Annotated in this window: 21 protein-coding genes; 13 read left to right on the top strand and 8 right to left on the bottom strand. The window is 67.7% G+C overall.

Going from position 1 to position 26,314, the window contains the following annotated elements; all coding sequences use genetic code 11:
* Nucleotides 1–6: 6 nt before the first annotated feature.
* From DDP54_RS02725 to DDP54_RS18795, 3 genes are read right to left on the bottom strand one after another with little or no spacing between them, the layout of a single operon-like run.
* Entirely contained in the window at nt 7–1,605 is a 1,599-nt protein-coding gene (locus tag DDP54_RS02725) for a DUF5719 family protein (protein WP_109130451.1), read from the bottom strand.
* Entirely contained in the window at nt 1,602–5,267 is a 3,666-nt protein-coding gene (locus DDP54_RS02730; RefSeq protein ID WP_109130452.1) for a glycosyltransferase, read from the bottom strand. Before DDP54_RS02730 ends, DDP54_RS02725 begins: the two co-directional genes overlap by 4 nt.
* Nucleotides 5,268–5,303: 36 nt before the next feature.
* Nucleotides 5,304–5,639 (bottom strand): WhiB family transcriptional regulator, encoded by a 336-nt coding sequence (locus tag DDP54_RS18795; protein ID WP_109130453.1) that lies wholly within the window; start codon nt 5,637–5,639, stop codon nt 5,304–5,306.
* 199 nt (nt 5,640–5,838) lie between these two features.
* Between DDP54_RS18795 and DDP54_RS02740 the strand changes: the two genes are divergently transcribed.
* The gene (locus DDP54_RS02740; RefSeq protein ID WP_109132300.1) at nt 5,839–6,600 is read left to right on the top strand and encodes a TIGR03089 family protein; all 762 of its coding nucleotides are present in this window, start codon (nt 5,839–5,841) and stop codon (nt 6,598–6,600) included.
* A 10-nt stretch (nt 6,601–6,610) separates the two neighbouring features.
* Here the strand turns inward: DDP54_RS02740 and DDP54_RS02745 are convergent, their stop codons facing one another.
* A complete protein-coding gene (locus DDP54_RS02745; protein WP_146192344.1) occupies nt 6,611–7,543 on the bottom strand; it encodes a hypothetical protein in 933 nt (310 codons plus the stop codon).
* Between the two features lie 234 nt (nt 7,544–7,777).
* Nucleotides 7,778–8,977 carry a mannose-6-phosphate isomerase, class I gene (gene manA, locus DDP54_RS02750; protein ID WP_109130455.1) on the bottom strand — a complete coding sequence of 400 codons (1,200 nt, stop codon included), beginning with the start codon at nt 8,975–8,977 and terminating at the stop codon, nt 7,778–7,780.
* A gap of 108 nt (nt 8,978–9,085) precedes the next feature.
* On the opposite strand from manA, the gene rfbA reads away from it, so the two are divergent.
* The 5 genes from rfbA to DDP54_RS02775 all read left to right on the top strand — a co-directional run bounded on the left by rfbA (nt 9,086) and on the right by DDP54_RS02775 (nt 14,678).
* Nucleotides 9,086–9,955: a glucose-1-phosphate thymidylyltransferase RfbA gene (gene rfbA, locus DDP54_RS02755; protein WP_109130456.1), complete on the top strand. Its 870-nt coding sequence runs from the start codon at nt 9,086–9,088 to the stop codon at nt 9,953–9,955.
* Between the two features lie 107 nt (nt 9,956–10,062).
* Nucleotides 10,063–12,201 carry a hypothetical protein gene (locus DDP54_RS02760; protein ID WP_146192345.1) on the top strand — a complete coding sequence of 713 codons (2,139 nt, stop codon included), beginning with the start codon at nt 10,063–10,065 and terminating at the stop codon, nt 12,199–12,201.
* Nucleotides 12,198–12,710: a GtrA family protein gene (locus DDP54_RS02765; protein WP_109130458.1), complete on the top strand. Its 513-nt coding sequence runs from the start codon at nt 12,198–12,200 to the stop codon at nt 12,708–12,710. Before DDP54_RS02760 ends, DDP54_RS02765 begins: the two co-directional genes overlap by 4 nt.
* Nucleotides 12,711–12,757: 47 nt before the next feature.
* Nucleotides 12,758–13,723, top strand: coding sequence for a glycosyltransferase (locus DDP54_RS02770; RefSeq protein WP_242448178.1), 966 nt, complete (start codon nt 12,758–12,760; stop codon nt 13,721–13,723).
* The gene (locus tag DDP54_RS02775) at nt 13,716–14,678 is read left to right on the top strand and encodes an SDR family oxidoreductase (protein WP_109130459.1); all 963 of its coding nucleotides are present in this window, start codon (nt 13,716–13,718) and stop codon (nt 14,676–14,678) included. Before DDP54_RS02770 ends, DDP54_RS02775 begins: the two co-directional genes overlap by 8 nt.
* A gap of 62 nt (nt 14,679–14,740) precedes the next feature.
* On the opposite strand, the gene DDP54_RS02780 is transcribed toward DDP54_RS02775, so the two are convergent.
* From DDP54_RS02780 to rfbD, 3 genes are all read right to left on the bottom strand, one after another.
* Entirely contained in the window at nt 14,741–16,681 is a 1,941-nt protein-coding gene (locus DDP54_RS02780) for a hypothetical protein (protein WP_146192346.1), read from the bottom strand.
* A gap of 167 nt (nt 16,682–16,848) precedes the next feature.
* A complete protein-coding gene (locus DDP54_RS02785; protein WP_146192347.1) occupies nt 16,849–18,669 on the bottom strand; it encodes a DUF6077 domain-containing protein in 1,821 nt (606 codons plus the stop codon).
* A 49-nt stretch (nt 18,670–18,718) separates the two neighbouring features.
* Nucleotides 18,719–19,579 carry a dTDP-4-dehydrorhamnose reductase gene (rfbD, locus tag DDP54_RS02790; RefSeq protein WP_197711291.1) on the bottom strand — a complete coding sequence of 287 codons (861 nt, stop codon included), beginning with the start codon at nt 19,577–19,579 and terminating at the stop codon, nt 18,719–18,721.
* Nucleotides 19,580–19,657: 78 nt separating this feature from the next.
* Between rfbD and rfbC the strand changes: the two genes are divergently transcribed.
* From rfbC to DDP54_RS02825, 7 genes are all read left to right on the top strand, one after another.
* The gene (rfbC, locus tag DDP54_RS02795) at nt 19,658–20,275 is read left to right on the top strand and encodes a dTDP-4-dehydrorhamnose 3,5-epimerase (protein WP_109130462.1); all 618 of its coding nucleotides are present in this window, start codon (nt 19,658–19,660) and stop codon (nt 20,273–20,275) included.
* 64 nt (nt 20,276–20,339) lie between these two features.
* A complete protein-coding gene (locus DDP54_RS02800; protein ID WP_197711292.1) occupies nt 20,340–21,296 on the top strand; it encodes a glycosyltransferase family 2 protein in 957 nt (318 codons plus the stop codon).
* Nucleotide 21,297: 1 nt separating this feature from the next.
* Nucleotides 21,298–22,746, top strand: a complete 1,449-nt coding sequence (locus tag DDP54_RS02805; RefSeq protein ID WP_109130464.1) for a DUF2142 domain-containing protein — start codon at nt 21,298–21,300, stop codon at nt 22,744–22,746.
* A gap of 34 nt (nt 22,747–22,780) precedes the next feature.
* Nucleotides 22,781–23,539 (top strand): glycosyltransferase family 2 protein, encoded by a 759-nt coding sequence (locus tag DDP54_RS02810; protein ID WP_109132303.1) that lies wholly within the window; start codon nt 22,781–22,783, stop codon nt 23,537–23,539.
* The gene (locus tag DDP54_RS02815) at nt 23,536–23,946 is read left to right on the top strand and encodes a DUF2304 domain-containing protein (protein ID WP_109130465.1); all 411 of its coding nucleotides are present in this window, start codon (nt 23,536–23,538) and stop codon (nt 23,944–23,946) included. Before DDP54_RS02810 ends, DDP54_RS02815 begins: the two co-directional genes overlap by 4 nt.
* Entirely contained in the window at nt 23,943–25,238 is a 1,296-nt protein-coding gene (locus DDP54_RS02820; RefSeq protein WP_109130466.1) for a hypothetical protein, read from the top strand. Before DDP54_RS02815 ends, DDP54_RS02820 begins: the two co-directional genes overlap by 4 nt.
* Nucleotides 25,219–26,244 (top strand): glycosyltransferase family 2 protein, encoded by a 1,026-nt coding sequence (locus DDP54_RS02825; protein WP_109130467.1) that lies wholly within the window; start codon nt 25,219–25,221, stop codon nt 26,242–26,244. The genes DDP54_RS02820 and DDP54_RS02825 overlap by 20 nt, the downstream gene beginning before the upstream one ends.
* The last annotated feature ends 70 nt before the right edge of the window (nt 26,245–26,314 follow it).

The following is a 26,314-nucleotide window of genomic DNA, read 5'->3' on the forward strand; positions in this document are numbered from 1 at the left end:
GACCGCTCAGCCGAGTCCCAGCCGTGTGCCGGCGCGGACCGGGACCTGCTTGACGTCCTGACCGTCGGGGGTCGGCAGGAGGACGGACACCAGCTCCCCGTCCGCCTGAGTCACGGTGACGATCAGCGACCAGGCGAACCTCACGCCCGCGGGGTCGTCGCCCGCCGGCTCGAGCTCGATCCCCGTGACTCCGAGGCCGAGGTTCGCGACGTCAAGGTGGGTCGTGCTGCCCGCGGCGACGCTGATCGCGCGCTCCGTCACGACACTGCCGTCCGGGCCGAGCGCCCGCAGGTTCGCGGTGACCGCGCCCCCCGCTGTGGTGTCGGCGCCGGCCGCGACCGCGCCGATCACCAGGCTCGCGGAAGTCCCGCGGGGGACGGCGACGAGGCTCCCGGCACCGGATGTCGCGGACGCCACCCACGCGCGTTCGAGGGTCGGGGTGTCGTCGAGCTCGCCCGGCAGACCGGGTCGGGTGATCATCGCCGCTGCGACGAGCGGCACCGGTGCGTCGACGACCGCCGTGTACGCGCCGGGCGGCAGGCCCCCGAGCGGCACGTCGGTCACCTCACCGGGTGCGACGTCGATCGAGTCCGCCCCGGGCAGCGCGACGACGCCGTCGGGACCGAGCATCGTGATCTGCGCTGTCGCCGCCGTGCCACCCGGGACGAGGACGCGCAGGACCGCAGGATCGGAGTCTGCGACAGTCGAGGCGCCCACGACGATCCCCGAGACGACCTGCCGGGTCGCGGGGGCAGCGCCGGGAACGACGAGGTCGGTACCGGCAGGAGTGAAGCCCCGCAGCAACGAGTCCTGCACGTGGGCGGCGATGTTCCCCCCGGCTGCGGCCAGGTGCACGACGAGGCGCCGCTGCTCGGCCGCGATCCCGGGGAGCCCGACGACCTGCTCGCTTCCGGGCGCGACGAGGACGTGCTCGCCGCCCGCAAGCTCGACCTTGCCGGACGGTCCCCACACCTCGACGGTCACGTCGCTCGACGTGCTCCCGGCGTTGTCGATCACAAGGTCGGCCGAGCTGGAGATCTCGGTGCTGCCTCCGACCAGCCACAGGTCCGTGGCGGGGCGTTGGCAGCTCGACGCGGTCAGGCCGCGCAGGTCTCCTGCGGTCACGAGCGCCGACGTGACCCCCGCCGCCCGTGCAGGGTCGGAGCCCGCGGGGTCTGCCTGCACGACGACGGGTGCTGACGGTCCGTCGATGCCCGCTGACGCACTCCCGGTCGACGGGTCCAGCGCTGCGGTCGCCGTCGCGGCACCGAGGAGAGCGAGCGAACCCGTCGCCGCCGTCGCGTCGGCGCCCGGCGCGGTCACGGCGTCCACCCGCGTCACCGGTGCGACCGGAACCCGGTTGAAGGCCGAGTCGGCACTCCCGGCAGCAGGCAGGATCAGCGGACCTGCGCACACCAGGGTCGTGCGGGGCGGCGCCACGGCGACCAGCGTGGCGTCCGACGCGCCCGCCAGGTCCCCGCGGGCCGGGCGCGGGCTCGCGACGACCGCGGCGACCAGCCCGAGCGCGGCCACGGCGGTGGTCGCACGCAGGATCCGGCCGCGCCACACGCGCGACGACGTGCCAGCATTCACGTCGTCGGTCATCGCCGTCCCGCCTTCCGTCGTCGGACCGGGATCGCCAGCAGGAGCGTGAGCAGCCCCACCACGCCCTGCGCGACGAGCCACGGGACACGGTTCGGCGCCTGGAGCTCGACGACGAGCCGCCCGCCGTCAGCCCCGACCTCGAACGTCTGACGCCAGCCGCCCGACACGGACCGCAGCGGGTGCCCGTCGAGGGTCGCGTGCCACCCGGCGTCGGCGCGCTCGGCGAGCACGACGAGTCGTCCGGCGGTGCCAGCCGGGATCCGGGTGTCGATGGAGCGTCCGTCCGAGGCGATCCCGACGGGGTCTGTCGCGCCGGTGGCCTGGCCTGACGGTTCGGCGGCCCCCGCCGCGGGCGGAGTCACGAGTCGGGCCCACGAGCTGACGACAGGAGTGGCGGCCGCACCGGCCACCGTCGCCGGCTGGACGCGCCAGATCACCCCGGACGAGTTCGCCGTGATCCGTTCCAGCCCCGCGGTCGAGTCGAGCCTCCCGACCAGCTGGGCCCGCGCCGTCGCGTTCGCATCTCCGGTCGCGGGTGGCACGAGAACGTCAGCCACCGCGATCACCGACAGGTCCGACGAGACGTCGCCGCTCGACCCGGAGCCCAGGCGGGCGACCAGGTCCTCGACCTCGGCCGTGCCGGCGTCGGCCGGGACGATCGTGGCGTCGGTGATCGAGCCGCTCAGACCGCGCGCCCGCACGGCTGCGGACTCCTCGAGGAGCTGCGGACCGTCGCCCCGCAGGAGCTGCCACGTGATCACGCCGTCGGCACCGGCCGTCAGTGCCAGGACGCGGGAAGCCGTCGGCGAGGCCTGCGCCTGCTGCCCGACGGCGGGCACGACGCGCCGGTCGAGCGCAGTCAACCGGGTCGCGTCGCCGGTCCGCGCCTGCCACGACCACGCGCCGAGCGTCGCCACCGGGGCGGCCACGACGACGACCGCGAGCAGCACCGCGGCCGGCTGACGCCAGCCGAACGACGACCTCGCGAGCCGCGCGCTCAGGCCGTCGGTCCCGATCACCGCGGCCGCGAGCAACCCGGCACCGGCGAACGACAGCCCGCTCCCGGGCCAGCCGTGCACCGCACCGCCGTCGGACGCCGCGACGGGGACGAGCCCCGCGACCGCGGCGACGGCCAGCCCGGCCGCGGCGGCGAGCCACGCGACCCGGACCCCGCGAGCCACCGGCGACCCGCGCAGCAGGGCCAGCAGTGCGAGGAGCAGGACAGCCCCGCCCACGGCGAGCGGCCACACGTCACGCAGCACGCCGGTCAGGCCGCTCGGCACGATCTGCCCCGCCGACGCCGGCACGCCGAGCAGCTGCTCGACGGGGCTCGCGGCGACCGAGCTCAGCGCGGGTCCCGGATCGGCCAGCAGCAGGCGCAGTCCGCCCGCACCGCGGCCGGCGGCCTCGACGAGAGTCGGTCCGAGCAGGAGGAGCGCGGGCAGCGGCACGAGCAGGACCCGCACCCGTCCGCGGGGTGCGCACAGGGCGACCGCCAGCAGCACCAGCACGCCAGGGACGATCAGCGCGGGCGCCCCCGCGACGACCGCCGCGAAGGCCAGGGCTGCGCCTGCCGCTGCTGCCAGCGACCCGGTGGGCGTGGGCGCGCCGACGCGAAGGCTCTGATCGACCGCGGGCTCGATGACGGCCACCGTGCGCCCGCGAGCGTCCGCGGCCCGGTCGGCACGAGCCGTCGCGCGGAGGGCCGCCGCGTCGCCGGCGGCAGCGAAGTGGTCCGCGGCAGCGACGTGATCCGGACGATCGGCACCGCCGTCGTCCTCCTCGGTCGGTTGGATCTCGTCCCGGTGCGCGGCGACCTCGGCCCGCCAGTCCGCGTCGAGATCCGGGTCGTCGACCACGTCGTCGTCCCTGCGCCGCGCGGTGACCAGGCCCGAGACGACCGTGTCCACGCGCTGCACGCCGATCGCCCGTGCGAGCCCGAGCCCAACCCACGGCAGCATGACGTGCACGAGCACGGCGCCGATCCGCCCCTCACCGAGCCCGAGCAGCAGCGCGGGCGCAGCGGCCCAGGCGATCCCGGCCCAGGCGCGCACACCGACCGAGCGCGTCGCCGCCCCCGCCGCGAACCATGCGCCGACGCCCGCGAGGACGACGGCACCGAGCAGGAGCCCTGCGACCGCGGCGGACGACGACCCGAGCGCGGCTGTGCCCGGGACAAGTGCGACAAGCAGCGCGTCCGCCGGGCCTGGAGCTCCGAGCCCTCCGGGCACCCAGCCCGAGGTGGCCGCGGCCCACAGGTCGGCGAGCCGGGCCGCGCTCGGCACCAGTGCGGGGCCGACCAAGGCAGCGCCGCCGACGACACCCGAGAGGACCTGCCCGAGTGCGAGCGCCGTCACCCCGACGAGAACGGCCGCGAGAGCCCCGAGCCCGACGCGGCGACGCGATGCGAGCCCGGCGAGCTCCCCCATCTCGAGCTCGCTCGGCGCCTGGCCGACCTTCCGCGCCTCGGCGCGCGCGAGCCGACGGTCCCGCCACTCCGCCCACACGTCCCGCCACGTGGCCTGCAGGGGGCGCAGAGCGCGACGTGGGAGCCGCCGGGTGGCGCGGGCTCGCGTCCGGGACCGGGCGATCGCGCCGAGCCGTGACAGCGCGAGGAACGGCGCCCCGAGCTCGGTGACCGCGAGGGCCGGCTCCTTGGTCGTCACCCGTACCAGCGAGCGGATCGCCCCGACCACCACGGCCAGGACGGCGATGACGGGCAGCAGTGGGAGCGGCACCGACGTGAGCCGCTGGTGCAGCAGTGAACGCCGACGCGCGGCGAACGACCGGCGCGGATCCGCCGAGTCGGGGACGCCGTCCGAGTCGGCGTCGACCTCGACATCCGCCACCGCCGCGTCGCGCAGACCGTGATACCCGGCCTGCGCATGCCGCACGGCGGCGCTCGGGACGACGACGACCCGGTGCCCCGCGAGGCGCGCGCGCCGAGACAGGTCCAACCCGTCGCCGAACGCACCCAGTGCGGGATCGGTGCCGCCCAGCGCATCCCAGACGTCGCGACGGACCAGAGCACCGGCGATGCCGACCCCGAGCACGTCGTCACGGCCGTCGTGCTGGCCCTGGTCGACCTCGGCATCCTCGATGCCGGTCATCCGCCGCCCCGACCTCGACGTGCGGACGCCGACCTCGAGCAGTCGGGGCGGGTCGGTCCAGGTGCGCTGCTTGACGCCCGCGATCGCGACCGACGGAGCCTTCTCGACGGCGCGGACGAGCTCGGCGAGCGCGGACGGCTCGGGCGCGCTGTCGTCGTGCAGGAGCCACAGCCACGGCTGCCCTGCGGCGGTCTGGACCTGGGACGTCAGACCGGCGAGGGCACGCTGGACGGCGTCGCCGAACGTCCGGGCTCCGGGAGCGTGCACCGCGAGGACCTCGGGCGCGCGAGCACCGTGCCCGTCCCACGAGCTGTCGGGTGGCTGCGCCGCGAAAGCGTCGCCCGCAGCCCGCGACACACTCGCGTCCTGCTCCGAAGCGACGTTGACGACGAGGACGCGACCCGGCGCGCGGGTCTGCGCCGCGAGCGCGGCCAGCGTCGTGGCGAGGTATCGGCTCACGCCGTGGGTCACGACGACGGCCGTCACGGCGGCGACGGGCCGCAACGATGCGGTGCCGGCGCGCGAGGGGGTGGTCAGCGTTGAGTCAGTCATCCTCACGACATCATGCGCGCGGCCGGCCCAGCAACGTCAGACGACACGACGCTTGAGCTTGCGCCGCTCTCGCTCGGACAGCCCACCCCAGATGCCGAACCGCTCATCGTGCGCGAGGGCGTACTCGAGGCACTCGGAGCGGACGTCGCAACCTGTGCAGACCTTCTTGGCCTCGCGGGTCGAGCCTCCCTTCTCGGGGAAGAACGCCTCGGGGTCGGTCTGGGCGCAGAGCGCGCGCTCCTGCCACCCCATGACGCCGTCGTCATCGGGGGTGCCGAAGATCGGCAGGACGTTGGACGGCGCCTCGGTCATCGACGTGGCGTGGCGTGCGTCGGAGGGGAAGGATCCGTCGTCGTCGAGCAGATTCCACATGGGTTCCTCCGTGCTCGATGGTGCTGTTCACCATGTGCGAGTGCGACGCACGGATGCGCCACCCCGCGACAGTTCCTGATCTGAAACGGTTCCTACGAATTACACGCGTGTCGTTCTCACCCGTCAAGCCGGGCTGTGCTAGTTGTCGCGGTTTGTCGGGTGAAGTTCCGCGACACGCCGAACGACCTACGCTGTGGCCGTGCCAGCACCCACGATTGCCGATGTTCTTGCCTCCCTCCAGCGCGAGCCAGGTCGGCCACGCCTCACGTGGTACGGCGACGGCGGCGAGCGCATCGAGCTGTCCGGAGCGGTCCTCGAGAACTGGGTGAGCAAGACCGCGAACCTGCTCGTCGAGGAGTTCGACGCCGGGCCTGGCGTGCGCGTCCTGGTCGACCTGCCCCCGCACTGGCGGACCGTCGTGTGGGCGTTCGCCGCGTGGCGGGTCGGCGCCTGCGTGGTGCTGGGGTCGGACGCGTCGACGTCGGAGGTCGAGGTGGTCGTCACCGACCGGCCCGACAAGTTCGACCGGCCAGCTCCCGTGGTCGCGGTCGCGCTGCCGGTGCTCGCCCGCACGTTCGGGTCCGCACTGCCGGCCGGTGCGGTCGACGCCGCCGCGGCGGTGATGACCTATGGGGACGTCCTCGGCTGGGCGCCGCCGGTCGACCCGGCCGCGCCCGCGCTCGTCGGTGCCGGGCTGGAGGTCACACATGCGCAGCTGATCGCCTGGCCCGTCAACGCTGCGATCCCGGACGGTGCCCGCGCGTTGGTGCCGACCTCGGCGAGCGGTTCGGTCGCCGACGGGACTGCACGCGCGCTGCACGACGTGCTCGCCGCGCTGCGATCGACGGGCTCGGTCGTCCTCGTCGACCCCGTCATGTCCGAGGCGCTCGCATCGGACGCGAGTCGCCGCGACCGGCTCGTGGCGACCGAGCGGATCACGGTGACGTCCGCCACCAGCTGAGGTTCCCCGGCTAGGAAGCCGGCGGGCCGCCCGCGACGACAGCTGCCTCGTCGGCCGGCTCGTCTGCTTCGGCCACCTGGTCGTCCGCCACGGCCTCGAGCCCCGCCGCGACCAGCACGCCGTCCGGCGAGGCGAACCGCGCGATCGCCAGAGTGCCCAGCAGGACGAGCAGGAACGCGATCGCGGTCCGCACCTCGGCACCGACCACAGGCCGGTCCCCCGCCAGCACCATGCCGAGCCCGGCACCGAGCGTCGTCTCGATCCCGACCATGAGCGCCGTCGTGGCCACCGCAGCCGCGCGCTGCAACGCGAGCGCGTTGACGGCGAGACCCACGACGCCGGCCACGCACATCGTCCACGCGACGGGATCTCCGACGAGAACCGCGGGCGCCAGGCTCGGGAGCGTCCGAGCACCGGCAGCCACGACGGCGAAGGCCACACCCGCGATGGCACCCATGACGAGCCCGGCCCGCGACGCCGAGCTCATCCGGAGCGCGACCGCCGCCGCCACGACCGCCGCGACGACCACACCCGCGAGCACGCCCTCGGTGGCGCTGCTCGCCGCGCCCGCCGGCGAGGGGGCGACCGACAGCGCGAGCAGCACGAGGCCGGTCCCGATGCCGACGAGCGCCGAGTAGTCGATCCACCGCAGATGTGCGCTCAGCACGACGGTCGCCAGCACGGCTGCGACCGCGAGGCTCGACGCGCGGCCGGCTTGCACAGCGAAGAGCGGCAGGGTGCGCAGCGCGACCAGCGAGAGCACCGACCCCGCCCCGACCAGGAGCAGCGCGGCGACATACGTCCGACTCTTCAGCAGCCGACCTACCAGGACGTGGTCGAGCCGGGGGTGGACGGGCATCCGGCGGGCGGCGAGCGCCTGCAGGACCGTCGCGGTGCCCGAGCAGAGCGCCGCCGCTGCCACGCAGAGGAGAGCGGTTGTCACATGTTCCCCTCGGTCCAGGTCGTGCGCTCGATGCATCGGTGCGGGAATTGCCCTGGGCTGCTCTGCGCCCATGGCTGGTCTTCTGGCGCGTGCACTCGACCACCGGGTCACCGAACGACCAGCGGGTCAGGCACAAGCGTGCAAGGACAAAGCGTCGCATTATCGGCGCCGCCCGCACTGCTCGAGTCTAGAGGCACTCCCTTCGGCACAAGGGCGCCGCCGGCGTCAGGATCCTCAGGGGACGTCCGCCTGCACGAGCTTCCCGGCGCCCGTCACTGTGAGTCGGCCGTCAGATGCAGGCGCGAAAGCAGCATGCCCGCGTTCGAGGGTCAGCGAACCTGCACCCGATGAGGTGACGGTCACCCGCCCTTCGAGGCACAGCAGGATCCGCGGACCGCGACCCGGCATCGGGTGGGCGACGTCGTCACAGATGGTGGTCACCGACAGCTCGAAGTCGTCGACCGGGGCGTAGAACACCTTCGTCGCGCCGTGGAACGTCTCGGGCGCGATGCGGATCGGCGGCGCCGCGACGTAGTCGACGTTCCGCAGCAGCTCCCGGACGTCGACGTGCTTGGGCGTGAGGCCGGCACGCAACACGTTGTCAGAGCTCGCCATGACCTCGATGCCAAGTCCGTGCAGGTATGCGTGGACGCCCCCAGCAGGTACGAACATCGCGTCGCCCGGTTGCAGCGTCACGGGGTTGAGAAGGAGCGACGTCACCACACCCGGGTCGCCCGGATACGCCGCGGCGAGCTGCCCCACCGTCCGGTCCGCCCGCGGTGACGTCGAACCGACCGCAAGGCGCGCGAGGCACGCCTCCGTGACTTCCTCGACCTCGGCCGCACTCGGCCGTGTGCTCGGCTCCAGCAGCTGCGTGAACGCAGCGCGGATCCCCTGGACCGTCGGCTGGGCCGTCAGCACGCCGTGCAGCTCCTTCGCGAGTGGCGCCTGCAGCCCCGAGAACAGCTCCGCTGCCCGTCGTGGAGCGCGGAACCCGCAGAGTGCCTCGAACTTCGTGAGAGCGAGCACGAGCTCGGGCTTGTGGTTGGGATCCTTGTAGTTGCGGTGCGGTGCATCGATCGGAACTCCCGCGCGCTCCTCCTCCTCGTAGCCCTCCCGGGCGCGATCGATGTGCGGGTGCACCTGGAGAGACAGAGGCTTCTCAGCAGCGATCACCTTGAGGAGGTACGGGAGATGCGAGCCGAAGCGGGCGACGACGTCCTCACCGAGATACTCGACCGGACTGCTCGCGATCAGGTCGCAGAGGTCGCCGGGCAACCCGTCGGGAGCCACGATGGCCGAGGGTCCGGTCGGATGCGCTCCGAGCCACGCCTCCGCCACACGGCGATCGTCCGGCGGCATGCCGACCAGTTCTGGGATCAGGACTCGCGACCCCCACGCGTAGTGGCGCAACGCGCCGACGATCTCGATCACGTCGACCTCCTGGCCGGTTGCGACGAGCCCTGGGTGGCGACACCGGACCGCCGGGCTCGACGCCAGATACGTTCATGACGTCCTTGCGCATGCGCCACAATGGGCCACATGCGCGGAATCATTCTGGCAGGCGGCTCGGGCACTCGGCTCCACCCGATCACCCTGGGAGTCAGCAAGCAGCTGGTGCCTGTCTACGACAAGCCGATGATCTACTACCCGCTGTCCACGCTCATCGCGGCGGGCATCCGGGACGTGCTGGTCATCACGACGCCACACGACGCCGAGCAGTTCCATCGGCTCCTCGGCGACGGATCGCAGTTCGGCATCTCGATCAGCTACACCGTGCAGCACGAGCCGAACGGGCTAGCGCAGGCATTCGTGCTCGGCGCCACGTTCGTCGGCGACGACTCCGCTGCGCTCGTGCTCGGTGACAACATCTTCTACGGGCCAGGGCTCGGTTCCCGGCTCCAGCGCTTCCATGACATCGACGGGGGTGCCGTCTTCGCCTATCGCGTCGCCGACCCGACTGCCTACGGCGTGGTCGAGTTCGACGAGACAGGTCGGGCGCTGTCGCTGGAGGAGAAGCCGGCCCATCCCAAGAGCAACTTCGCGGTCCCGGGGCTCTACTTCTACGACAACGACGTGATCGCGATCGCCCGCGACCTCAAACCTTCCCCGCGCGGAGAGTACGAAATCACGGATGTGAACCGCGTGTACCTCGAACAGGGCCGCCTCCAGGTCGAGGTATTGCCTCGCGGTACCGCGTGGCTCGACACCGGGACATTTGACTCCCTCGTCGAAGCGTCCGACTACGTCCGCACCATCGAGCACCGCCAAGGACTCAAGATCGGGGCGCCCGAAGAGGTCGCGTGGCGCCGAGGTTTCCTGTCCGATGACGGGTTGCGCGCGCAAGGGGAGAAGCTCCTGAAGTCGGGCTACGGAGGCTATCTGCTCGACCTCCTCGAGCGTGGAGCGTGATACAGCACGTCAGACCGAGTGGACTAGCTCGACCGGACAGCAACAAAATGGCGGCCGCCCGACCCGGCATCCGCGATCGATTCCGAAGTGCGACGACGGTCGCAACCGTGGTGGTCGTGCTTGAGCTGTTGATCTTCCACGACTACTTCTCGGGCCGATCGATCGTCGGATGGGACTTTCTGAGCCACTACAACACCGAGGCGTTCGCTTGGTGGCGCGATGGCACCTTCTTCTCACCCCCGCAGTGGATGCCCTACATGTGGGGCGGATACCCCGCGACACTCGATCTCCAGAACAGCTCCTGGTATCTACCAGTCGGACTGATGAGCGCGGTGACCACATTTGACCTGCACGCTTCGGCGATCCTCTCGGCCCTACATGTCGGCTTCGGCTCGGTCGGGATGTACGTCCTCGGCCGCCGGTGGCGGCTGCCGCACGTCGCGGCACTTCTGGGGCTCGTGATCTGGTTCTTCGCGTCGGGCTTCTACGCCCATGCCTCGCACCTTGACATCATGCGAGGATATGCCTGGATTCCGTGGGTCCTGCTGTGCGTGTCACCCCAGTGGGCGTGGAAGCGGTGGTGGGGACCACCTCTGGCGGGACTCGTGATCTGGCAAGCGATCCTCGCGATGTACCCTGGCGCGCTAGTTGCCTCGGTCTACGCGTTCCTGGTTTGGGTTCTCCTCGTCCAGTTGACGCTGCGCCCGCGGATTCGCGACTACATCGCGCCGATCGCCGCGGCGACAACTCTCGCCATCCTGATGACGTTGTTGCGATTCCTCCCGTTCGCCCTCGTCCGCGGCCTGGGGACCCCATCGGCCGGCGATACGTCGATATTCTCATGGCGGCTTATCGGGACGTTGCTCTACGCCTACGGAGACCCCCGCCTTCCCAACGACATCACCATGCGCTCGTTCTTCTTGCCGGTAGTGGCCCTGGTGCTCGTCGGTTTCGTTGCATGGCGCCACCCGCTCGCACGCATCGCCGCCGGCACTACGGCGGCTTCGATAGCCTTGGGATTTCCCGGTTCGCCCTGGAGTCCGCTCGTCGAATCGCTCCCAGGGCTGCACCTGAGCCGATTCAAAATGGACGACTTCAAGCTCATGTTGCTCGCCAGTATCTGCATACTCGCGATGTTGGGCGCAGCGCGTTGCGCAAAAGGCGTACCAGCTGGCGAAGCGCATACTCGATCCATCCTTGGCCACATTGGGCCCTGGCGTGCGGCCTATATTGCGATCGTCGTCATCGCCGCCGCCGCCGTCGGCGCGAGTGGACCCTTCGGCCGATATGCGTGGCTCGGACAGTGGGCGCTTGTCGTATGCGCGGCAACGATCACATGGGCGACAGCCGCGCGGTCACGCACCTCGGCGACCCGGGCCGTAACGGGGCTTATCCTGGTCGCAGCGTGCTCGGGCCTGCTGGCTGTCATGACGACCACTATCCCGTGGCACGTCGACAGGGTGTCTACCGAACGCGCCTTCGGTTCGCCCGTTGATACTCTCGTTGCTCAGAGGCCTGAGCAACCCCTTCACACGACGCAGCGTCCGGCCCGGGTCGGCCCCGGCTCCGCGATTTCCGAGGCAGGAATGCTGGACACCCGGTGGGCACGCGTCTTCTACACTGGCGGTCTGAGCGTCGCAGGATACGCAAACCTGAAGGGTGCCGAGACTTTCGAGACCATTCACAGCGAACTGCTCGACCCTGTGACTGCTGCCGACGCCGCCGCATTCTGGTCTGCGCCAGGCATTGCCGTAACTTCGTCGCGGGAGCTCGGCGGGCTGCCGCTACACGACGTGGTCCTGAGGTGCGTCCGGACAGCGCAATGCGGGGAGGGGGTCCAGGTCACACCGGTCGCCTATACACCCGCCACCCCAATGACATACGACGTCGTCAGTCAGGCCGACACCACAGTGTCATTCAACGAGGCATTCTACCCCGGCTGGCAGGCGGAGGTCTGCACTGACAAATCCTCGTGCTCCGCCGCGACACCACTGCGCGGACGAGCAGGCGAAGTGCGTCTGGACGTACCGCGCGGACGATCGACGGTCACGCTGAGGTACATTCTCCCGGGTTTGACTGCAGCGTGGCTCGCGTTCGCTACGGGTCTGGCAGGACTGTTCGTATGGCCTGCCATTCGCGCGGTGATGACATTCACCTCGGATAAGGCTCACTCAGGTCGCTCCAAGCCGACGGAGGCGCACGATGTTCACCTTGCGGCGCGCGTGACTGCCAGTGAAGCATCATGAGCGCGTCCAAGGCGCCACGGACCGCAATCCTGCGCGACCGGCTGGTACGCATGGCCAGGCACCAGGTCGGCCGTTTCGCCTCGGTCGGAGTCGTCAATACACTCGTCGACCTTGGCGTCTTTCTCGTGCTCACACGGCTCGGTCTTGGCGTCCTCGCTGCCAACACCATCTCTACGACTCTTGGTATGGCCGTAAGCTTCGTTGGCAACCGGCGGTTCGTCTTCGGGCGCACTGGCCATCCCGTACGTGAGGCAACGTTGTTCTTCGTCGTCTGCGCCATCGGCATCTGGATCATCCAGCCAATCACCATCCTCGCCGTCGCCGACCTCCTAGACCAAATTCTGCCCGTGGGCCACACCATCGGCCTCGTCGCCGGCAAGTGCACAGGGATCGTCGTTGCCGCCGTGTGGAACTTCGTCATGTACAAGAACGTTGTGTTTCGCGCCGGGACGTCGGATCCGGCACTGACGGCACCCCGTCAGGGCAACCACACGAAGGGGAAATTGTGACCCAGCTCGATACTGCACCGGAGGGCACCCGAGTCCACACTGTGAGTGTGGTGATCCCCGTGTATCGCGGCGCCAAGACGCTGCCTGCTCTGGTCAACGAGCTCGCGGAGTACTTGGCCGGGCGAACCACACCTGAGGGCCGGAGATTCGCCGTCGTGGAGCTGGTGCTCGCCTGGGACTGTGGGCCCGACCGCAGCGACCTCGTGATCCGTGAGCTCGCAGCTCAGCATGAATGGATCAGGCCAGTTTGGCTGTCTCGCAACTTCGGGCAGCACGCGGCAACAGTTGCGGGCATGACCGCAACTGACGGCGACTGGATCGTGACCATGGATGAGGACGGACAGCACGACCCGCGAGACATCGGCCGAATGCTCGACAGAGCGTTCGATCAACGAGCGACCCTGGTGTACGCCAGCCCCATTAACAAGCCTCCGCACTCTCTGTTGCGCAATATCGCGTCCTGGACTGTGAAGACGGTGTTTCTCCGGCTCCTGTCTCCCGGTCCGACCGTTCCGTTCCACAGCTTTCGACTCGTCGGCGGCGAGCAGGGCCGCAGCGTCGCCGCCTACATGGGACCGGGTGTTTACCTGGACGTTGCACTGGGCTGGGTCATCGCGCGCGCGACGACGTGCCCCGTTCACATGCGGGACGAGGGCCGAGCGGCCTCCAACTACCGGACACGCCAGCTTCTGTCGCACTTCTGGCGACTCGTCCTGTCGTCAGGCACCCGGCCGCTCAGGATCGTCTCCGGTCTCGGCCTTCTCACGGCTGCGCTCGGACTCGTGCTCGCGGTCTGGTTGGTCGTCGAGCGGATCACCGGTGCCACTTCGGTCCAGGGGTGGACGTCCGCCATTGTTGCCGAACTTGTCGTAGGGGGCGTGATCATGATCTCTCTGGGTGTGATAGCTGAGTACGTAGGCACGGCAGCAAGCATGTCGATGGGAAAGCCGCTCTACGTCGTTGTGGGCGACCCCTACGGGACCTTCCTCGACGAGAATCCGCGCGATGACTAGCAGCCGCCCAGCACGGGTCTGGGTCGTCGGAGGTGGCGGGCTTCTGGGCTCGGCAGTGACACGTGCCCTGGCGGGCCTGGACATGTTTCGGAGTCAACCGATCCCTTGGCGTGAGCCCCACGCGGCGTCGGCAGTCTTGAGCGCCGAATTCGAGCGGTTCAGCGGAGGAATATCCGGCACCGATCGATGGTCGATCGTCTGGGCGGCAGGAGCAGCTGTCATCGCGACCCCTGCCTCGAGTCTCAGAGACGAGCTTTCGATCACAGAGGAATTCTTGACCCGACTGGCCCGTAGGCCACCACGTGGCGTGGGCGGGTTCTTCCTGTCGTCTTCGGCCGGCGTGTACGCGGGCTCGGCCCATGCACCATTCGATGAGCTGTCCGAACCGCAACCGATGAACGCGTACGGTCGCACGAAACTCGGCCAGGAGGTCCTCGCGTCTTCGCTTCTGACCGAGAAGGTGCCATTCACGATCGGCCGCTTCTCGACTCTGTATGGACCTGGCCAACGTCTCGACAAGCCCCAAGGGCTAATCAGCCAGATGTGCGTCCAGGCCGCGCTCAACCGTCCGATCAGCATCTACGTTCCCATGGACACGCTCCGCGACTACCTGTATGTCGACGACGCGGCACGTCTCACACGCGAGGTCGTCCATCGACTGTTGACCGGCCACGCGCCTCAGTTGCAGGTGATGGCCTCCGAGCGTGCCACCACGATCGCAGAACTCGTCCACATCGTTCGCACCGTCACGCGGAGCCGCGTCGGCGTCACCCAGAAGATCATCACGCCCGGCACTGGTCATGCTCGCGACCTGCGGCTGCGCTCGCGCTGGCCGCTCGAAGCGGCCCAGCGGCCGACACCATTGCCCGTTGGAATCCGGCGAACAGCCGACGCAGTCCTGAAAGCCCATCGCAGGGGCACACTCCCGGCGCTGGCACTTGGATCGGCCCATTGAGGCGACGTGCGGGCTTCGGCGCAGCGCGCGACAAGCCCGCTGCGCCGTGAATAGTTAAGATCCTATTGCACTTGTCGATCGTCCGGACATCGCGTCACCAGATATGGCGGGGCTGTGAAGAGAACCTCGCTGCACACCTTCTCCCACTCGGTGAACAGCGGAGCCGGTGCCAAGCCGGCGAAGAATTCATTGCGAACAAGTATCCGTCCGCGCCGCATGTCCGCGGGATCCACGTCGTCAACATTCTCGAAGTTCTCCACTTTCGGTAGCATATATTCCAGATCCACCACGGTTGCCCACCAACCTCCCACGAATGGTTGGTCGCGCCCGAGCTTGGTGAGATAGTCCGTCGTCGCGTGCAGATTCGCCACCCGCTCATTCGGTCGGAACCCGCCGTCCTGAGCGAAAGCAACCGGGCCCCACAGTCGCGCGTACGCCGGGGCCGCCGCAAGAAGTATCACCACGATCGTGGCTAGAGCAGCGGGCGTGGCCGGCCGCGAGAATATGACGCACGAAACACCTGCAGCGAGAAGGAGAATACCGATGAGTGCATAGCGTGGGTTACCTACGGACGCGCACATGAACCATACGAGATGCATGGTTCCGCTCCCCACGACAAGCCCCGCGAATACTTTCGAATTGCGTTCGGCTGACAAGTTGACCACGCACACTGCAATGATGACAACCAGGACAAGTTCGAAGAGTCCGAACCCGAAGTTGTCGCGCATTACAGTCGCATTGTTGGCAATCTTCGCCAAAACCGCGCCCGCTCCATCGGGACTCACGTTACCGCCTGTGCTTGTCAGGAAGTGACGGAAGTCTCGGAGATTCGCAACGTAGCCTGTCATGCCGAGTGTTGACAGCTTCCAGCATTCAAAGGCAATTATCGGTAGAGAGAAACTCGTGGCAGCGATTGCGATGTCAGTCCAGTTGCGCGTTCGCAGACCGCTTCGACGCACAAGCAACCAGAGCAGCCAGACGACCGCTGGGACGACGCCGAGCAGCGCGAGCGTCTTGGCCATGACAGCGAGCCCGAAAGCGAGAAAGGAGGTGACCAAGGACCTTCTTCGTCCCCCGCCCCACGCCAGTAGCGCTGCGCCGAGAACGGTGAGCATTGCAGCCGGCACCTCACCGAGCAAGGAGTACCACTGCACGAAACGCGCACCCGCAGTCGTCGTGTACTGCACCGCAACCATGGCGGCGAGGTACCCGAGCGCTCGAACTCTGCTGACGTGTCGAGCGATCACCACGCCAATCAGAGCCAGCAGGAGCGTGGTCACGATTGCCGTCGCGAGTCCGGGAGCCCATGGGCTTGGTCCGAACAACTTGATGATCGCCGCTGCAGGGAGCACGAGGGTCGGACCCGTAGACAGCAGCGGGTCGAAAGCTCTCATGCCGCCGCCGCCGAGATAAGGTACGGAGGTTGTGTATCCGTACCCAAGAGCCAAGTTTTTTGCTGCGACGGCAATCGAAGAGTCGTCAGCGCAGCAAAGTCCATTGGAGAAGACATATCCGTACCCGATATAGGAGAATCCCAGCAGAACCGCTAGCGCTGCCGTTGCCGTGAGCACAGTCGCGGCGACGTTTGATCGGGCTCTCGAGGCGGAGGTCCGAGCCGCGGGTGCCAAAGTCTGAAAACGCTCAATGAAGCGCGTGCCCCAGAGAGATGCAACTGGGATCACAATGGCCGCAGCCACCAACGGCGCCCAGACCGCCGGCAGTCCGAATGTGCGAATCCACAGCCGGACGATCAGCAGTCCAATAGCCCATCGGAGCACGTACGTCCTGGTTGTGAAGATCGGGCCGACAAGATCCCCGAGTGTGCGGTACGCCTTGAACCGATGCACCGCCCATACGAGGAGCGCGCTCGCGACGGCCGAGATCGTGTAGCTGAGCCAGTAGGGCGCCACGGTGAGGACAAGGAGATAGATCCCGTAGCCAAACAACGCGCTCGCGGCACCGGACTCAACGAGACCACCCCGCAATTTCTCGAGGGTTCTCATGACAGAGCACTGCTCACGGTCCGGCTGCTCCTTCATTGCGATTCGTGACGGATGTCGAATCGGACTGTTCGAGGGTCTGCGCGAAGTTCGGCCGAAGGTCAGCATGTCGATCGCGGTCGCTGGCCGCCAATCGCTGCGAACCATGCCTGATCATGACGGGCAAAACTTCAGGCATGAGCTCCGCCGAGTTCCAGCGCCCAACACGTCCATGGACCCTGGACGAAGCCAACCCCATAGCCAGATGAGGAGAACAATGTGTCGGTGAACGCGTCGTTCCACGCAACGCAAGCGACATCGACCCGCAGGTCGGTCAGCGCCTGCTGAGCCGCCTGCCGTTGTGATGGGCGTCGACCGTCGGCTCCATCGGCGATTCCTTGGAGGAGAACGCGTTGGCCATAGTGCGAACCCGGCACGTCCTTCAGTGTCTCGAGGTAGTCCAGTCTCGTCCCGACGGGACGCGGGCCGGACGAGACCGTGCCTACCAGGAACGTCACCCAGTTGGCTGCGAGGTAATTCGCCGGGTGGCGCGAGACCACCCATCGGGCGGCCGCGAGGTCATCGTCGGAGCGAATCTTCCAGCTGCTAAGCCCCGAAAGATGCACGGCGTTCGAGACGTTCCAGATCGGTGCGCCGACCGCGAAGATGATCGCGATAGTGAGCATTGATCCGATCGCCGCGACTCGACGCACACTGATACTGGCGACGAGACCGACGACAACAGGCACGGGCACGAGCCAGGCGAGTCGATAGGCGATGGCGTCGCCCCCCATGGCTCGGACGAGTAGGGAGTACATGGGCGTGAGGGTGGCGAGAGCCCCGCAGACGGCGGCGGACGCCAGCAGCTCGTAGGACGAGGCGTCGATCGCCGCCCATCGTCGCGGCCAGATCGCACCGATGAGGACGGCCAAGCCGCCGCCGATCACCAACGCAGCGATCCAGCCGCTAGAAAACACCTGCTGCCAGACAACGTTCCTCTCCGACACCATGATGTTTCGAGAGCCGACCGGCGATTGGAGTGTCGCGACGCCAGCCGCCACAGGTCCGCCGGAGAGTGCTACGGCCATCCACGCAGCCGCCGGCCGCAGGCGCCTGAGCAGGAGTGGGATGGCGGCCACAATCGCAATCAGCGGCACCAGAAACACAGCTGTCGACGATGCGCCGACGGCGGCGACGCCGCAGGCGCTCAACACCAGGAGGAGGACGCGAGGAATGCGACCGGCGGTGTCGAGTGCCAGACGGGAAGCCGACACCGCGACCGCGTAGATGTAGGGCACCAGAACTGCCAGCAGCACAACCTTGCCCTGCCAGATGCGTCCGATGAACATGTTGCCCCAAGACGCGTGCGTGTAGCCACCCATCACAAGGAACGCCATCGCGATGAGCAACGATGCCGTCGGACGTCGGGCGTGCAGTGATCGGAGCAGCAGCCACAATGACCAGACTGCTCCGAAGGCAGCGACCGGAACGAAACCTCGATAGACGAGATCGCCTGTGGCGACGTGCAGGAACCGAGCTGCTGCACCAAAGAACGTCTCGATCGAGCTGACGTTGGGAACCGCACCAACGGTGGCGGACCAGCGTCCGTCTGTGAAGAGAAAGTCCCGCACTGCGGGAACGCCGTGATCTGCCACCCATGTGGATCGGGTGACATAGAAGGCGTCATCCCACTCCGGCCTTGACATCGATGATGCCAGAATGGCAGTCACGAGCGCGATCACGGTGACGGTCGGTGTCGCGATGCCACAACCCGAGGGCGGAGCCGGATACCAGGGTCTGCGAACTCGGAGGAAGGCCAATCCCGCTGTACCGACCAACCACGCGCCCCAGCCTGCGGATAGTGGTAGTCCGACCAAGAGTCCGAAATAGATAATCGTCCACCAGGCGAGCGATGCAACGGTCACATCGAGCGAGCCGTCGAAGACGTCGCCGACGCCGCGCAACCCGGGCCGCGCCCGTTCAGCGGAGCGGTCGATGACCGTCAGATCCATGCCGCTGATCCTGCCTTGGGAGCTCGGGGGCGTGCGATGACTCCGCACGTCACCCACCTAGCACGGCGCCTGCAGCCAGCTTCCACCGCTCCTCCCACGCCGCGATTGGTGCGACACCCACGACCCGCAGGCCGTCGTGTCCGAGGACCGAATAGCTGGGTCGAGGCGCCGGTCGGAGGAAAGCACCGCTCGTCGTCGGCCGTACGATCTCAGGATCGAGTCCCGCCGCAGCAACGATTGCCCTAGCGAACCCGAACCAGGACGTCTCTCCGGAGGACGTGCCGTGGTAGACACCCGACGGCACCTTGGCGTCAGCAAGCCTCAGAATCAGGTCTGCGAGGTCACCCGTCCAGGTCGGTTGCCCGACCTGGTCGTCGACGACGTCGAGCGCGCCACGTTCGGCCGCTACGCGCGCGATCGTCTTTGGGAAGCAAGAACCGCCGGCACCGTACAGCCACGCAGTGCGCACGATGAGGTGGTCGGCGGCCTCTGCTCGTACCGCCCACTCACCAGCCGCCTTCGTCCGACCGTATGCCGAACGGGGGCTCAGAGGGCCGTCCTCCCGATATGGGGAGGTGGCCGTGCCGTCGAAGACGTAGTCGGTCGAGACGTGCACGACGCGTGCACCATGGCGTGCAGCGGCGCGTGCGACGGAAGCGGCACCGATCGCGTTGACCCCGAAGGCTGCCGGCTCCCTGGTCTCCGCGTCGTCCACGGCGGTCCAAGCAGCACAGTTCGCTACGAAGTCGTGACCCGCAACGGCGTCCGACGTGGCGCGCGGGTCCGTGATGTCAAGTTCGTCGCGATCAGACGGAGTCACCTCGTCGCCGCGTGCGAGCAGCCGAGCAACTAGATCCTGTCCAAGCATGCCCCGGGCACCCGTGACCAACCAACGCACAACCACTCCCATGTCCGACGACGTGTTCCGGGTCAGCCTAGCTGCGCCGGTAGGCTGAGACGTTGACCGACGTCGACGGAGGAGAGCCACGTGGAGTACCGCCAACTTGCCGTTCCAGGAGCTTGGGAGATCACGAGCCAGCAGTTCGGGGATTCCCGCGGGATCTTTCTCGAGTGGTTCAAGTCGACGACTTTCCTGGATGCCGTGGGGCACAACCTGGACCTGCGGCAGGCGAACATGTCCGTGTCCGCTGCAGGCGTTGTCCGCGGCATCCACTTCTCCGATGTCCCGCCCGGCCAGGCGAAGTACGTCACGTGCGTCAAGGGGGCAGTGCTCGACGTGGCAGTCGACGTTCGCGTCGGTTCCCCGACCTACGGGCAGTGGGACGCGGTTCTGCTCGACGACGTCGACCGGCGCGCGATCTATCTGTCCGAGGGTCTTGGGCACGGATTCATGGCCCTCGAGGACGACTCGACCGTGATCTACCTCTGCTCGACCGAATACGCCCCGGGACGGGAGCACGGCATCCACCCGCTCGATCCCGCGATCGGCATCGCCTGGCCGACGACCGCCCGGGACGGGAGCCCGCTGGTCCCGCTCCTGTCAGAAAAGGACGTCGCCGCGCCAACACTGGAGGTCGCACGCGCGGAAGGCCTCTTGCCCACGCTCGAGGCGGTCGACGCGTATGCCGCGTCGAGACGCCGGTGAGGTGAAGACAGAACCAGCCTCGGCGAGCGACGGTTCGGTCGCCGAGGTAGCCACTCTCGAGCACGTGTTCGCCGTCGTCGTGACCTACGGACCGGAGGTCGCTGCGACGGCAGAGTTGTTGCGCGCGCTCGCCCCGCAGGTTGGCAGCATCATCATCGTCGACAACGGCAGCAGCGCGACGACGATTCGTGACCTTGCGAAAGTGGCCGCCGAAGTCGGCGCGAAGTTGAGACTCCTCGGATCCAACTTGGGCATCGCCGCCGCGCAGAACATCGGTATTGCATGGGCCCGTGAGCATGGTGCGCACTTCATCCTCCTGTCCGACCAGGACTCACTACCCGCACCGGACATGGTGAGCCGCCTCCTCGCTGGCCTCGCCAATGCGGCCACCCACGCTCTGGATGAGGGGGGGCTGCCCCCGGCGGCCGTCGGCCCCATCACGGTGGACCAACGAAACCGCGGCGCCGTTTTGATCTTCGCCTCACAGCGGTGGGGTCCTCGTCGGGCCGTCGTCCCCGAACAGGATGGAGCCCTGATCGATGCCACGTTCCTCATCGCATCCGGCTGCCTCATCGACATGGAAGCCCTCGACGTGATCGGCCCGATGAATGAGTCGTGGTTCATCGACCACATCGACCTCGAGTGGGGACTTCGCGCCAGGCGCGCGGGCTTCGGCGTCTACGGCGTGGTAGGTGCAAAGCTTGCGCACTCGCTCGGCGACCGTACTCAACGGATTCCCGGACGCGCGCGCGATGTGCACATCCACTCGCCCGTCCGCAACTACTACATGGCACGGAACACCATCCTGCTGATCCGATCCGGCTTGCTCACGACCCAGTGGGCGTGGGGCTACGCGGCGTGGATCACCAAGTACAGCGTGTTCTACGCACTAACGACCGCTCCTCGAATCGTGCGCGCCAAGCTCCTCTTGCGCGGGCTGCGAGACGGGTGCGACGGACAAGGCGGGCCGTTGGCGCAGCCGCCCAGTCGGCGACTCCACCCGCGGCGTGCCACAAGGTAGGGTGATCGCGGCCGTCCCGGCCGACGACCTTCACATTCGCGAGCACCGTTGGGGTATGAACGTGTCCGTTCTTGACGAGAGCCATCGTGCGCGAGAAGCCGCACCGCACCGACGCATGCGCCTCGACAACGGCTCGCACCGGTGGCTCATCCCCGCGCTGCTGATCGTCGTGGCCGTCACCACGGTCGCTCTGCACGTCCACATCTACACCAAGGTGGGGCCGATCGACGAGCTCCAGCACATCGACTATCTATACAAGAGCCCAGCCTTGGTCGCGCCCGGGGATCGCATCGGTCAGGACGCGATGCGCGAGGAAGCGTGCCGCGGCCTCGACTACCCCGGCTTTCCGCTGCCTGCATGCTCGACCGGCACCGTCTATCGACCGGGCGACTTCCAGGAGAAGGGCTACAACACCGCGTCAGCGAACACGCCGCTTTACTACTCGATCACGCACGGACTCGCGACAGTCCTGCTGCGAGTCACCGGGATGACGAGCCTCGTGACAGCCGGTCGTGCCGTCGGCGGGCTATGGCTCGGCGTCGGGCTCCTGATGACCTACTTCGCCGGCCAACGCCTCGGCGCGGGACGGTGGCAGCTCGCCGCCCTCCTGATCGTCATAGCGTGTGCACCCGCTGTTGTGTATCCGAGTGCGACGATCACTCCCGACGCGGCAACCTTCGCGGTCGGCGCCGCCGTGCTCTGGGTTGCGCTGTGGTGGGAGAAGAGGCCGCAGCGCCGTTGGCCGATGATCGTCATCGTCACAGCACTGGCACTAGCGATGAAGATGACGAACATCGTTGTTATCGGGGCGATTGGCCTCTACATGTTGCTGCGCCTCATTCAGCTGCACTTGCCTCGCCAGAACGACTCGGAGGACGTCGCCCCGGATGAATCGCCTGCAGGTCGCTCCTGGATCATCGGCGGAACTGCACTCGCGAGCTCGGCGCTCGTCGTCACGCTTGGTTGGCTCGCGGTGCAGCATGCGCTCACGCACGGGGACCTCTCCGACATTCCGATGAATCAACAGTTTACAGCGACCACTCTCGTTGTCAGCCCACTCGTCGGGAATCTCGGGAACTGGATCACGCCGCTCTCCAATGCGTGGGCGTCTGTGGGCAACCCTGAGTTGACTACCGTCCTCCAGCGCCTCGGTCAACTCCTCATCGCAGCGGGCCTGATCGCCACCGCCCTGTTCGGCGAGCGATCGTTGCGCATCCGCACCATGGCCTGGGCGTGCCTCGCGACTGCATTCGTTGGCGCGTCGGTATTCATCGTCGCGAGCTTCTACGCACAATCCGTCTATGTTCCGCCGCCCGCCCGCTACGGATACACGCTCGTCCCCATGATGGTTGCGCTCACCGCGACGTGCATCCGAACCCGCACCGCGACTGCGATCATGGTGCTGATCGCGGCCGGAACACTCACCTTGTCGTTCGCGCGACTCGCATAAGGCACCCATGACACCCACGGACGCTGGCGACCACATGACAACCCCGGTACACCTCGACCACCAACCCGTAAATCCGCTGATCGTCTTGCCCGCGTGGAACGAACAGGAAGCCCTGCCGAGCGTCTTGCAGGAGATTCGGACGTTGATGCCGGGCATCGCCGTGCTTGTCGTCAACGACGGCTCGACGGACGCCACGTCGCATGTGGCTCGACGGCTGGGTGTGCCCGTCCTTGACCTGCCCGTGAACCTCGGGGTCGGAGGTGCGATGCGCGCGGGCTTCAAGTACGCGCTCAGAACCGGGCATGACGCGGTGATCCAGCTCGATGCCGATGGGCAGCACGACCCACGAAATGTCGAGACCCTATTACAGGCGATGGCTAGCGCGAACGTCGACGTTGTCATTGGCGCGCGATTTGCCGGTGTCGGTGCCTATGAATCCCGTGGCCCTCGGAGATGGGCGATGCGAGGCTTGTCTTTCGTCCTGTCGCGGCTCGTTGGCACTCGGCTCACGGATACAACGTCCGGCTTCAAGCTGTCCGGACCGCGAGCGGTCCGTCTCTTCGCGACGAACTACCCAGCAGAGTATCTCGGCGACACCGTCGAGTCGTTGGTGATCGCGCATCGGGCCGGGCTGAGCATCCGACAGGTCGGTGTCGAGATGAGGCCACGATCCGGAGGCCAGCCGTCGCACAGCCCAATCCGTTCGGCGATATTCCTGCTCAGAGCTGGTCTCGCGCTCGGGATCGCCCTCACGAGGCCAGCGACCCCTCTCGCTCCGGAGGTGACGCGATGAGCGGATATCCATTTGCAGTGGCCCTATGCGTCGTGACGGTGGGCTTCATTGTCTACCTCCTGCGAACGCGTCGGATCCGCGAGAAGTATGCAGCGATCTGGTTCCTGGTACTCGCAGCAGTTGTCGTACTCGGCGCATTCCCCGGGGTCCTGTTCGGACTCGCGAGGGCGGTCGGCGTCGAAACGCCGACAAATCTGCTCTTTGCGAGCAGCTTCGTGGTCCTGCTGCTCGTGTGCATCCAGTTGAGCATGGAGATCTCTCGGCTCGAGGAAGAGACCCGTACGATCGCCGAGGAGGTTGCCCTGCTGGGGCGTCGTATCGAGGTCGATGAGCAGTTCCTCAGGGGCGACATCCGCCGCGGATCGACCGACGAGCCGACGGCCTCAGACAACGAGCGAGCCACGTGAGAGCAAAGAGCGTCAAGCTTTCGCGCGGCGTCACTTCCGGCGTGCTGTGGGTCGGCGCCGGGATTGGGGTCTACGGCCTGTCGTCTTTCGCCTTCCTCGCGATCGCCGGACACGCATTGGGGCAAAGTCCGGGATACAACAGCCTCGCCCTCCTGTGGACGCTGCTCAACGCTCTCGGAATCGGCCTGTACCTGCCGATCGAGCAGGAGTCCGGCCGAACCATTGCGGCGCGCCGCAGCCTCAGCCACACCACGTCGGGGACACTCGCGGGACCGACGCGGTATGCCGCCGTGACGTTGATCACGCTCGCTGCGGTGGCGTTCTTCGCTCGGCGCCCCATCGCTGACGGGATGTTCAGTGGGAACACGCAGTTCACCGCAGTTTTCGTCGTCGCCCTCGCTGGCATGGCAATCGCCTACCTTGTGCGGGGAATCCTGGCAGGAACGGGTCGATTCCCTCGATATGGTCTCCAGCTCGCGATCGACGGTCTGTTCCGCGTCGCCGGCGCCAGCGCTCTGGCGGCCGCGGGCAGTCCTGACGCAGTGTCGTACGGCATCGTCCTGGCTGGCGCTCCGATGCTCGCGTCTGCGCTCGCATTGGCGCGCTCGGGGCGCCTGCTCGATCCCGGTTCTACCGGCCGCACGGGAGCGACTGGCGGAATCGTCCGCCTCGCCGTTGCATCACTGGCGTCACAATCACTCGCCAACGCCGGCCCGGTCGCCGTCCAGCTTCTGAAGCGCTCGAACGAGAGCGCGTCGGCCGGCAATCTGGTGAACGCTCTGACCGTCGCGCGCATCCCGCTCTTCCTCTTCGCGGCCGTCCAAGCGGTGTTTCTCCCTACGCTGGCTCGATACGTCGGCCTTGGCAGCCGTGACAAGTACGAGGCTGCGCTGAGTCGGGCCACGTCCGTCACTGCGCTTCTCGGAGCGCTCGGAGTACTGGCGACCTGGGGCGCGGGGCCGGAGGCTGTTCGTTTGCTCTTCGGTCCGACCTTCGACATCGGACGACTCGACATCGTGCTGCTTGCCGCGTCGGCGGCACTCTTCATGAACGTTCAGGTGCTCGTCCAGGGTTTGCTCGCCCGATCTGCCGACGCCCCGGCCACGGCATCTTGGGTCGTCGGTCTCATCGGCTTTGGCGCTGGGCTCACTCTTCCGCTGCCGTTGAGCACCCGCGTCTCGGCAGCCCTCGTATGCGGATCTCTCGCAGCCCTTGCTGCGGCGTCGATCGCACTGCGGCGAGCTCTTTCCCACTGGGCACAGGAGGTCGGCCATGGCCCCGACGCAGCCTGACGTCAGTGTGATCGTGCTGGCATACGGAGACGAGAAGTACTTGGGTGAGGCGATCCACGCCGTGCTCGCGTCAACGGGTGTCCACGTCGAGATCATCCTCGTGGACAACGGGTGCTCCAGCAGTGCCGTCCGCGAGCTCCCGCTTGACGATCGAATCTCTCTCGTGACCCCCTCACGCAATCTCGGCTTTGCCGGGGGCGTGAACTTCGGTGCCGCCCGCGCGCGAGCCGACGTGCTGGCGTTCGTGAACTCTGATGCGACAGTCGAGCCAACAGCCCTCGCCGAACTGGTCAGAGCAGTTGCGGACCCGGGCGTCGGGCTGGCGAGCGGCCAGATCCGACTGGCCGGCGACCCGGGGATGATCAACTCAGCGGGCAATCCGCTCCATGTTCTAGGCCTCTCCTGGGCAGGGCACATGAACGAGCCCGTCGCCCTGCACAGCGAACCTGGCACTGTGACAAGCATCAGCGGCGCGTGCGCAGCAGTGCGCCGCGAGGTCTGGGAGCAGCTCGGGGGCTTCCCTGTGGAGTACTTCGCCTATCTCGAAGACCTCGAGCTGAGCTGGCGTTGTTGGCAGCGTGGCCTTCGGGTCGAGTACGTTCCTTCGGCCGTTGCCAACCATCATTACGACTTCAGCCGCAGCGACCTCAAGATGTATCTGGTGGAGCGCAATCGGCTGATCTTCCTCGCCACCTGTTACGAGTCGCGCACACTGCTGTTGCTGGGGTTCCCGCTCGTGATCATGGAACTCGCGCTTGTGATCGTTGCCGCCGCGCAGGGCTGGGCGCCCCAGAAGATTCGAGGATGGCGTTGGATCCTTTCTCACCTCACTTGGCTCCGCTCGCGGCGATCCGCCGTGCAGTCTTCCCGGACAATCCGAGACAAGGACTTGGCATACCTGCTCACTGACAAGTTCGACCCAGCTCAGTTCTCGTTGCCGTCTGGCGCGAACGCCGCTCAAGGTGCGCTGCGCCTCTACTGGCGGTGTGTGCGACGTCTTCTGTAGGGACCGCCAGTGGCCGCGTGCGCGAGAAGTTCGCGGGCTCACGCGCGACACAGTTCAGCCCGTTGGGAAT

It is taken from the genome of Cellulomonas sp. WB94 (assembly GCF_003115775.1).
Taxonomy (GTDB): Bacteria; Actinomycetota; Actinomycetes; order Actinomycetales; family Cellulomonadaceae; genus Cellulomonas_A.

Coding starts and splice junctions, on each gene's coding strand:
- DDP54_RS02725 (WP_109130451.1), bottom strand. CDS start 1,605: ATGACCGACGACGTGAATGCTGGCACGTCGTCGCGCGTGTGGCGCGGC.
- DDP54_RS02730 (WP_109130452.1), bottom strand. CDS start 5,267: ATGACTGACTCAACGCTGACCACCCCCTCGCGCGCCGGCACCGCATCG.
- DDP54_RS18795 (WP_109130453.1), bottom strand. CDS start 5,639: ATGTGGAATCTGCTCGACGACGACGGATCCTTCCCCTCCGACGCACGC.
- rfbA (WP_109130456.1), top strand. CDS start 9,086: ATGCGCGGAATCATTCTGGCAGGCGGCTCGGGCACTCGGCTCCACCCG.
- DDP54_RS02765 (WP_109130458.1), top strand. CDS start 12,198: ATGAGCGCGTCCAAGGCGCCACGGACCGCAATCCTGCGCGACCGGCTG.
- DDP54_RS02775 (WP_109130459.1), top strand. CDS start 13,716: ATGACTAGCAGCCGCCCAGCACGGGTCTGGGTCGTCGGAGGTGGCGGG.
- DDP54_RS02780 (WP_146192346.1), bottom strand. CDS start 16,681: ATGAGAACCCTCGAGAAATTGCGGGGTGGTCTCGTTGAGTCCGGTGCC.
- DDP54_RS02785 (WP_146192347.1), bottom strand. CDS start 18,669: ATGGATCTGACGGTCATCGACCGCTCCGCTGAACGGGCGCGGCCCGGG.
- rfbD (WP_197711291.1), bottom strand. CDS start 19,579: ATGGGAGTGGTTGTGCGTTGGTTGGTCACGGGTGCCCGGGGCATGCTT.
- DDP54_RS02810 (WP_109132303.1), top strand. CDS start 22,781: ATGACAACCCCGGTACACCTCGACCACCAACCCGTAAATCCGCTGATC.
- DDP54_RS02815 (WP_109130465.1), top strand. CDS start 23,536: ATGAGCGGATATCCATTTGCAGTGGCCCTATGCGTCGTGACGGTGGGC.
- DDP54_RS02825 (WP_109130467.1), top strand. CDS start 25,219: ATGGCCCCGACGCAGCCTGACGTCAGTGTGATCGTGCTGGCATACGGA.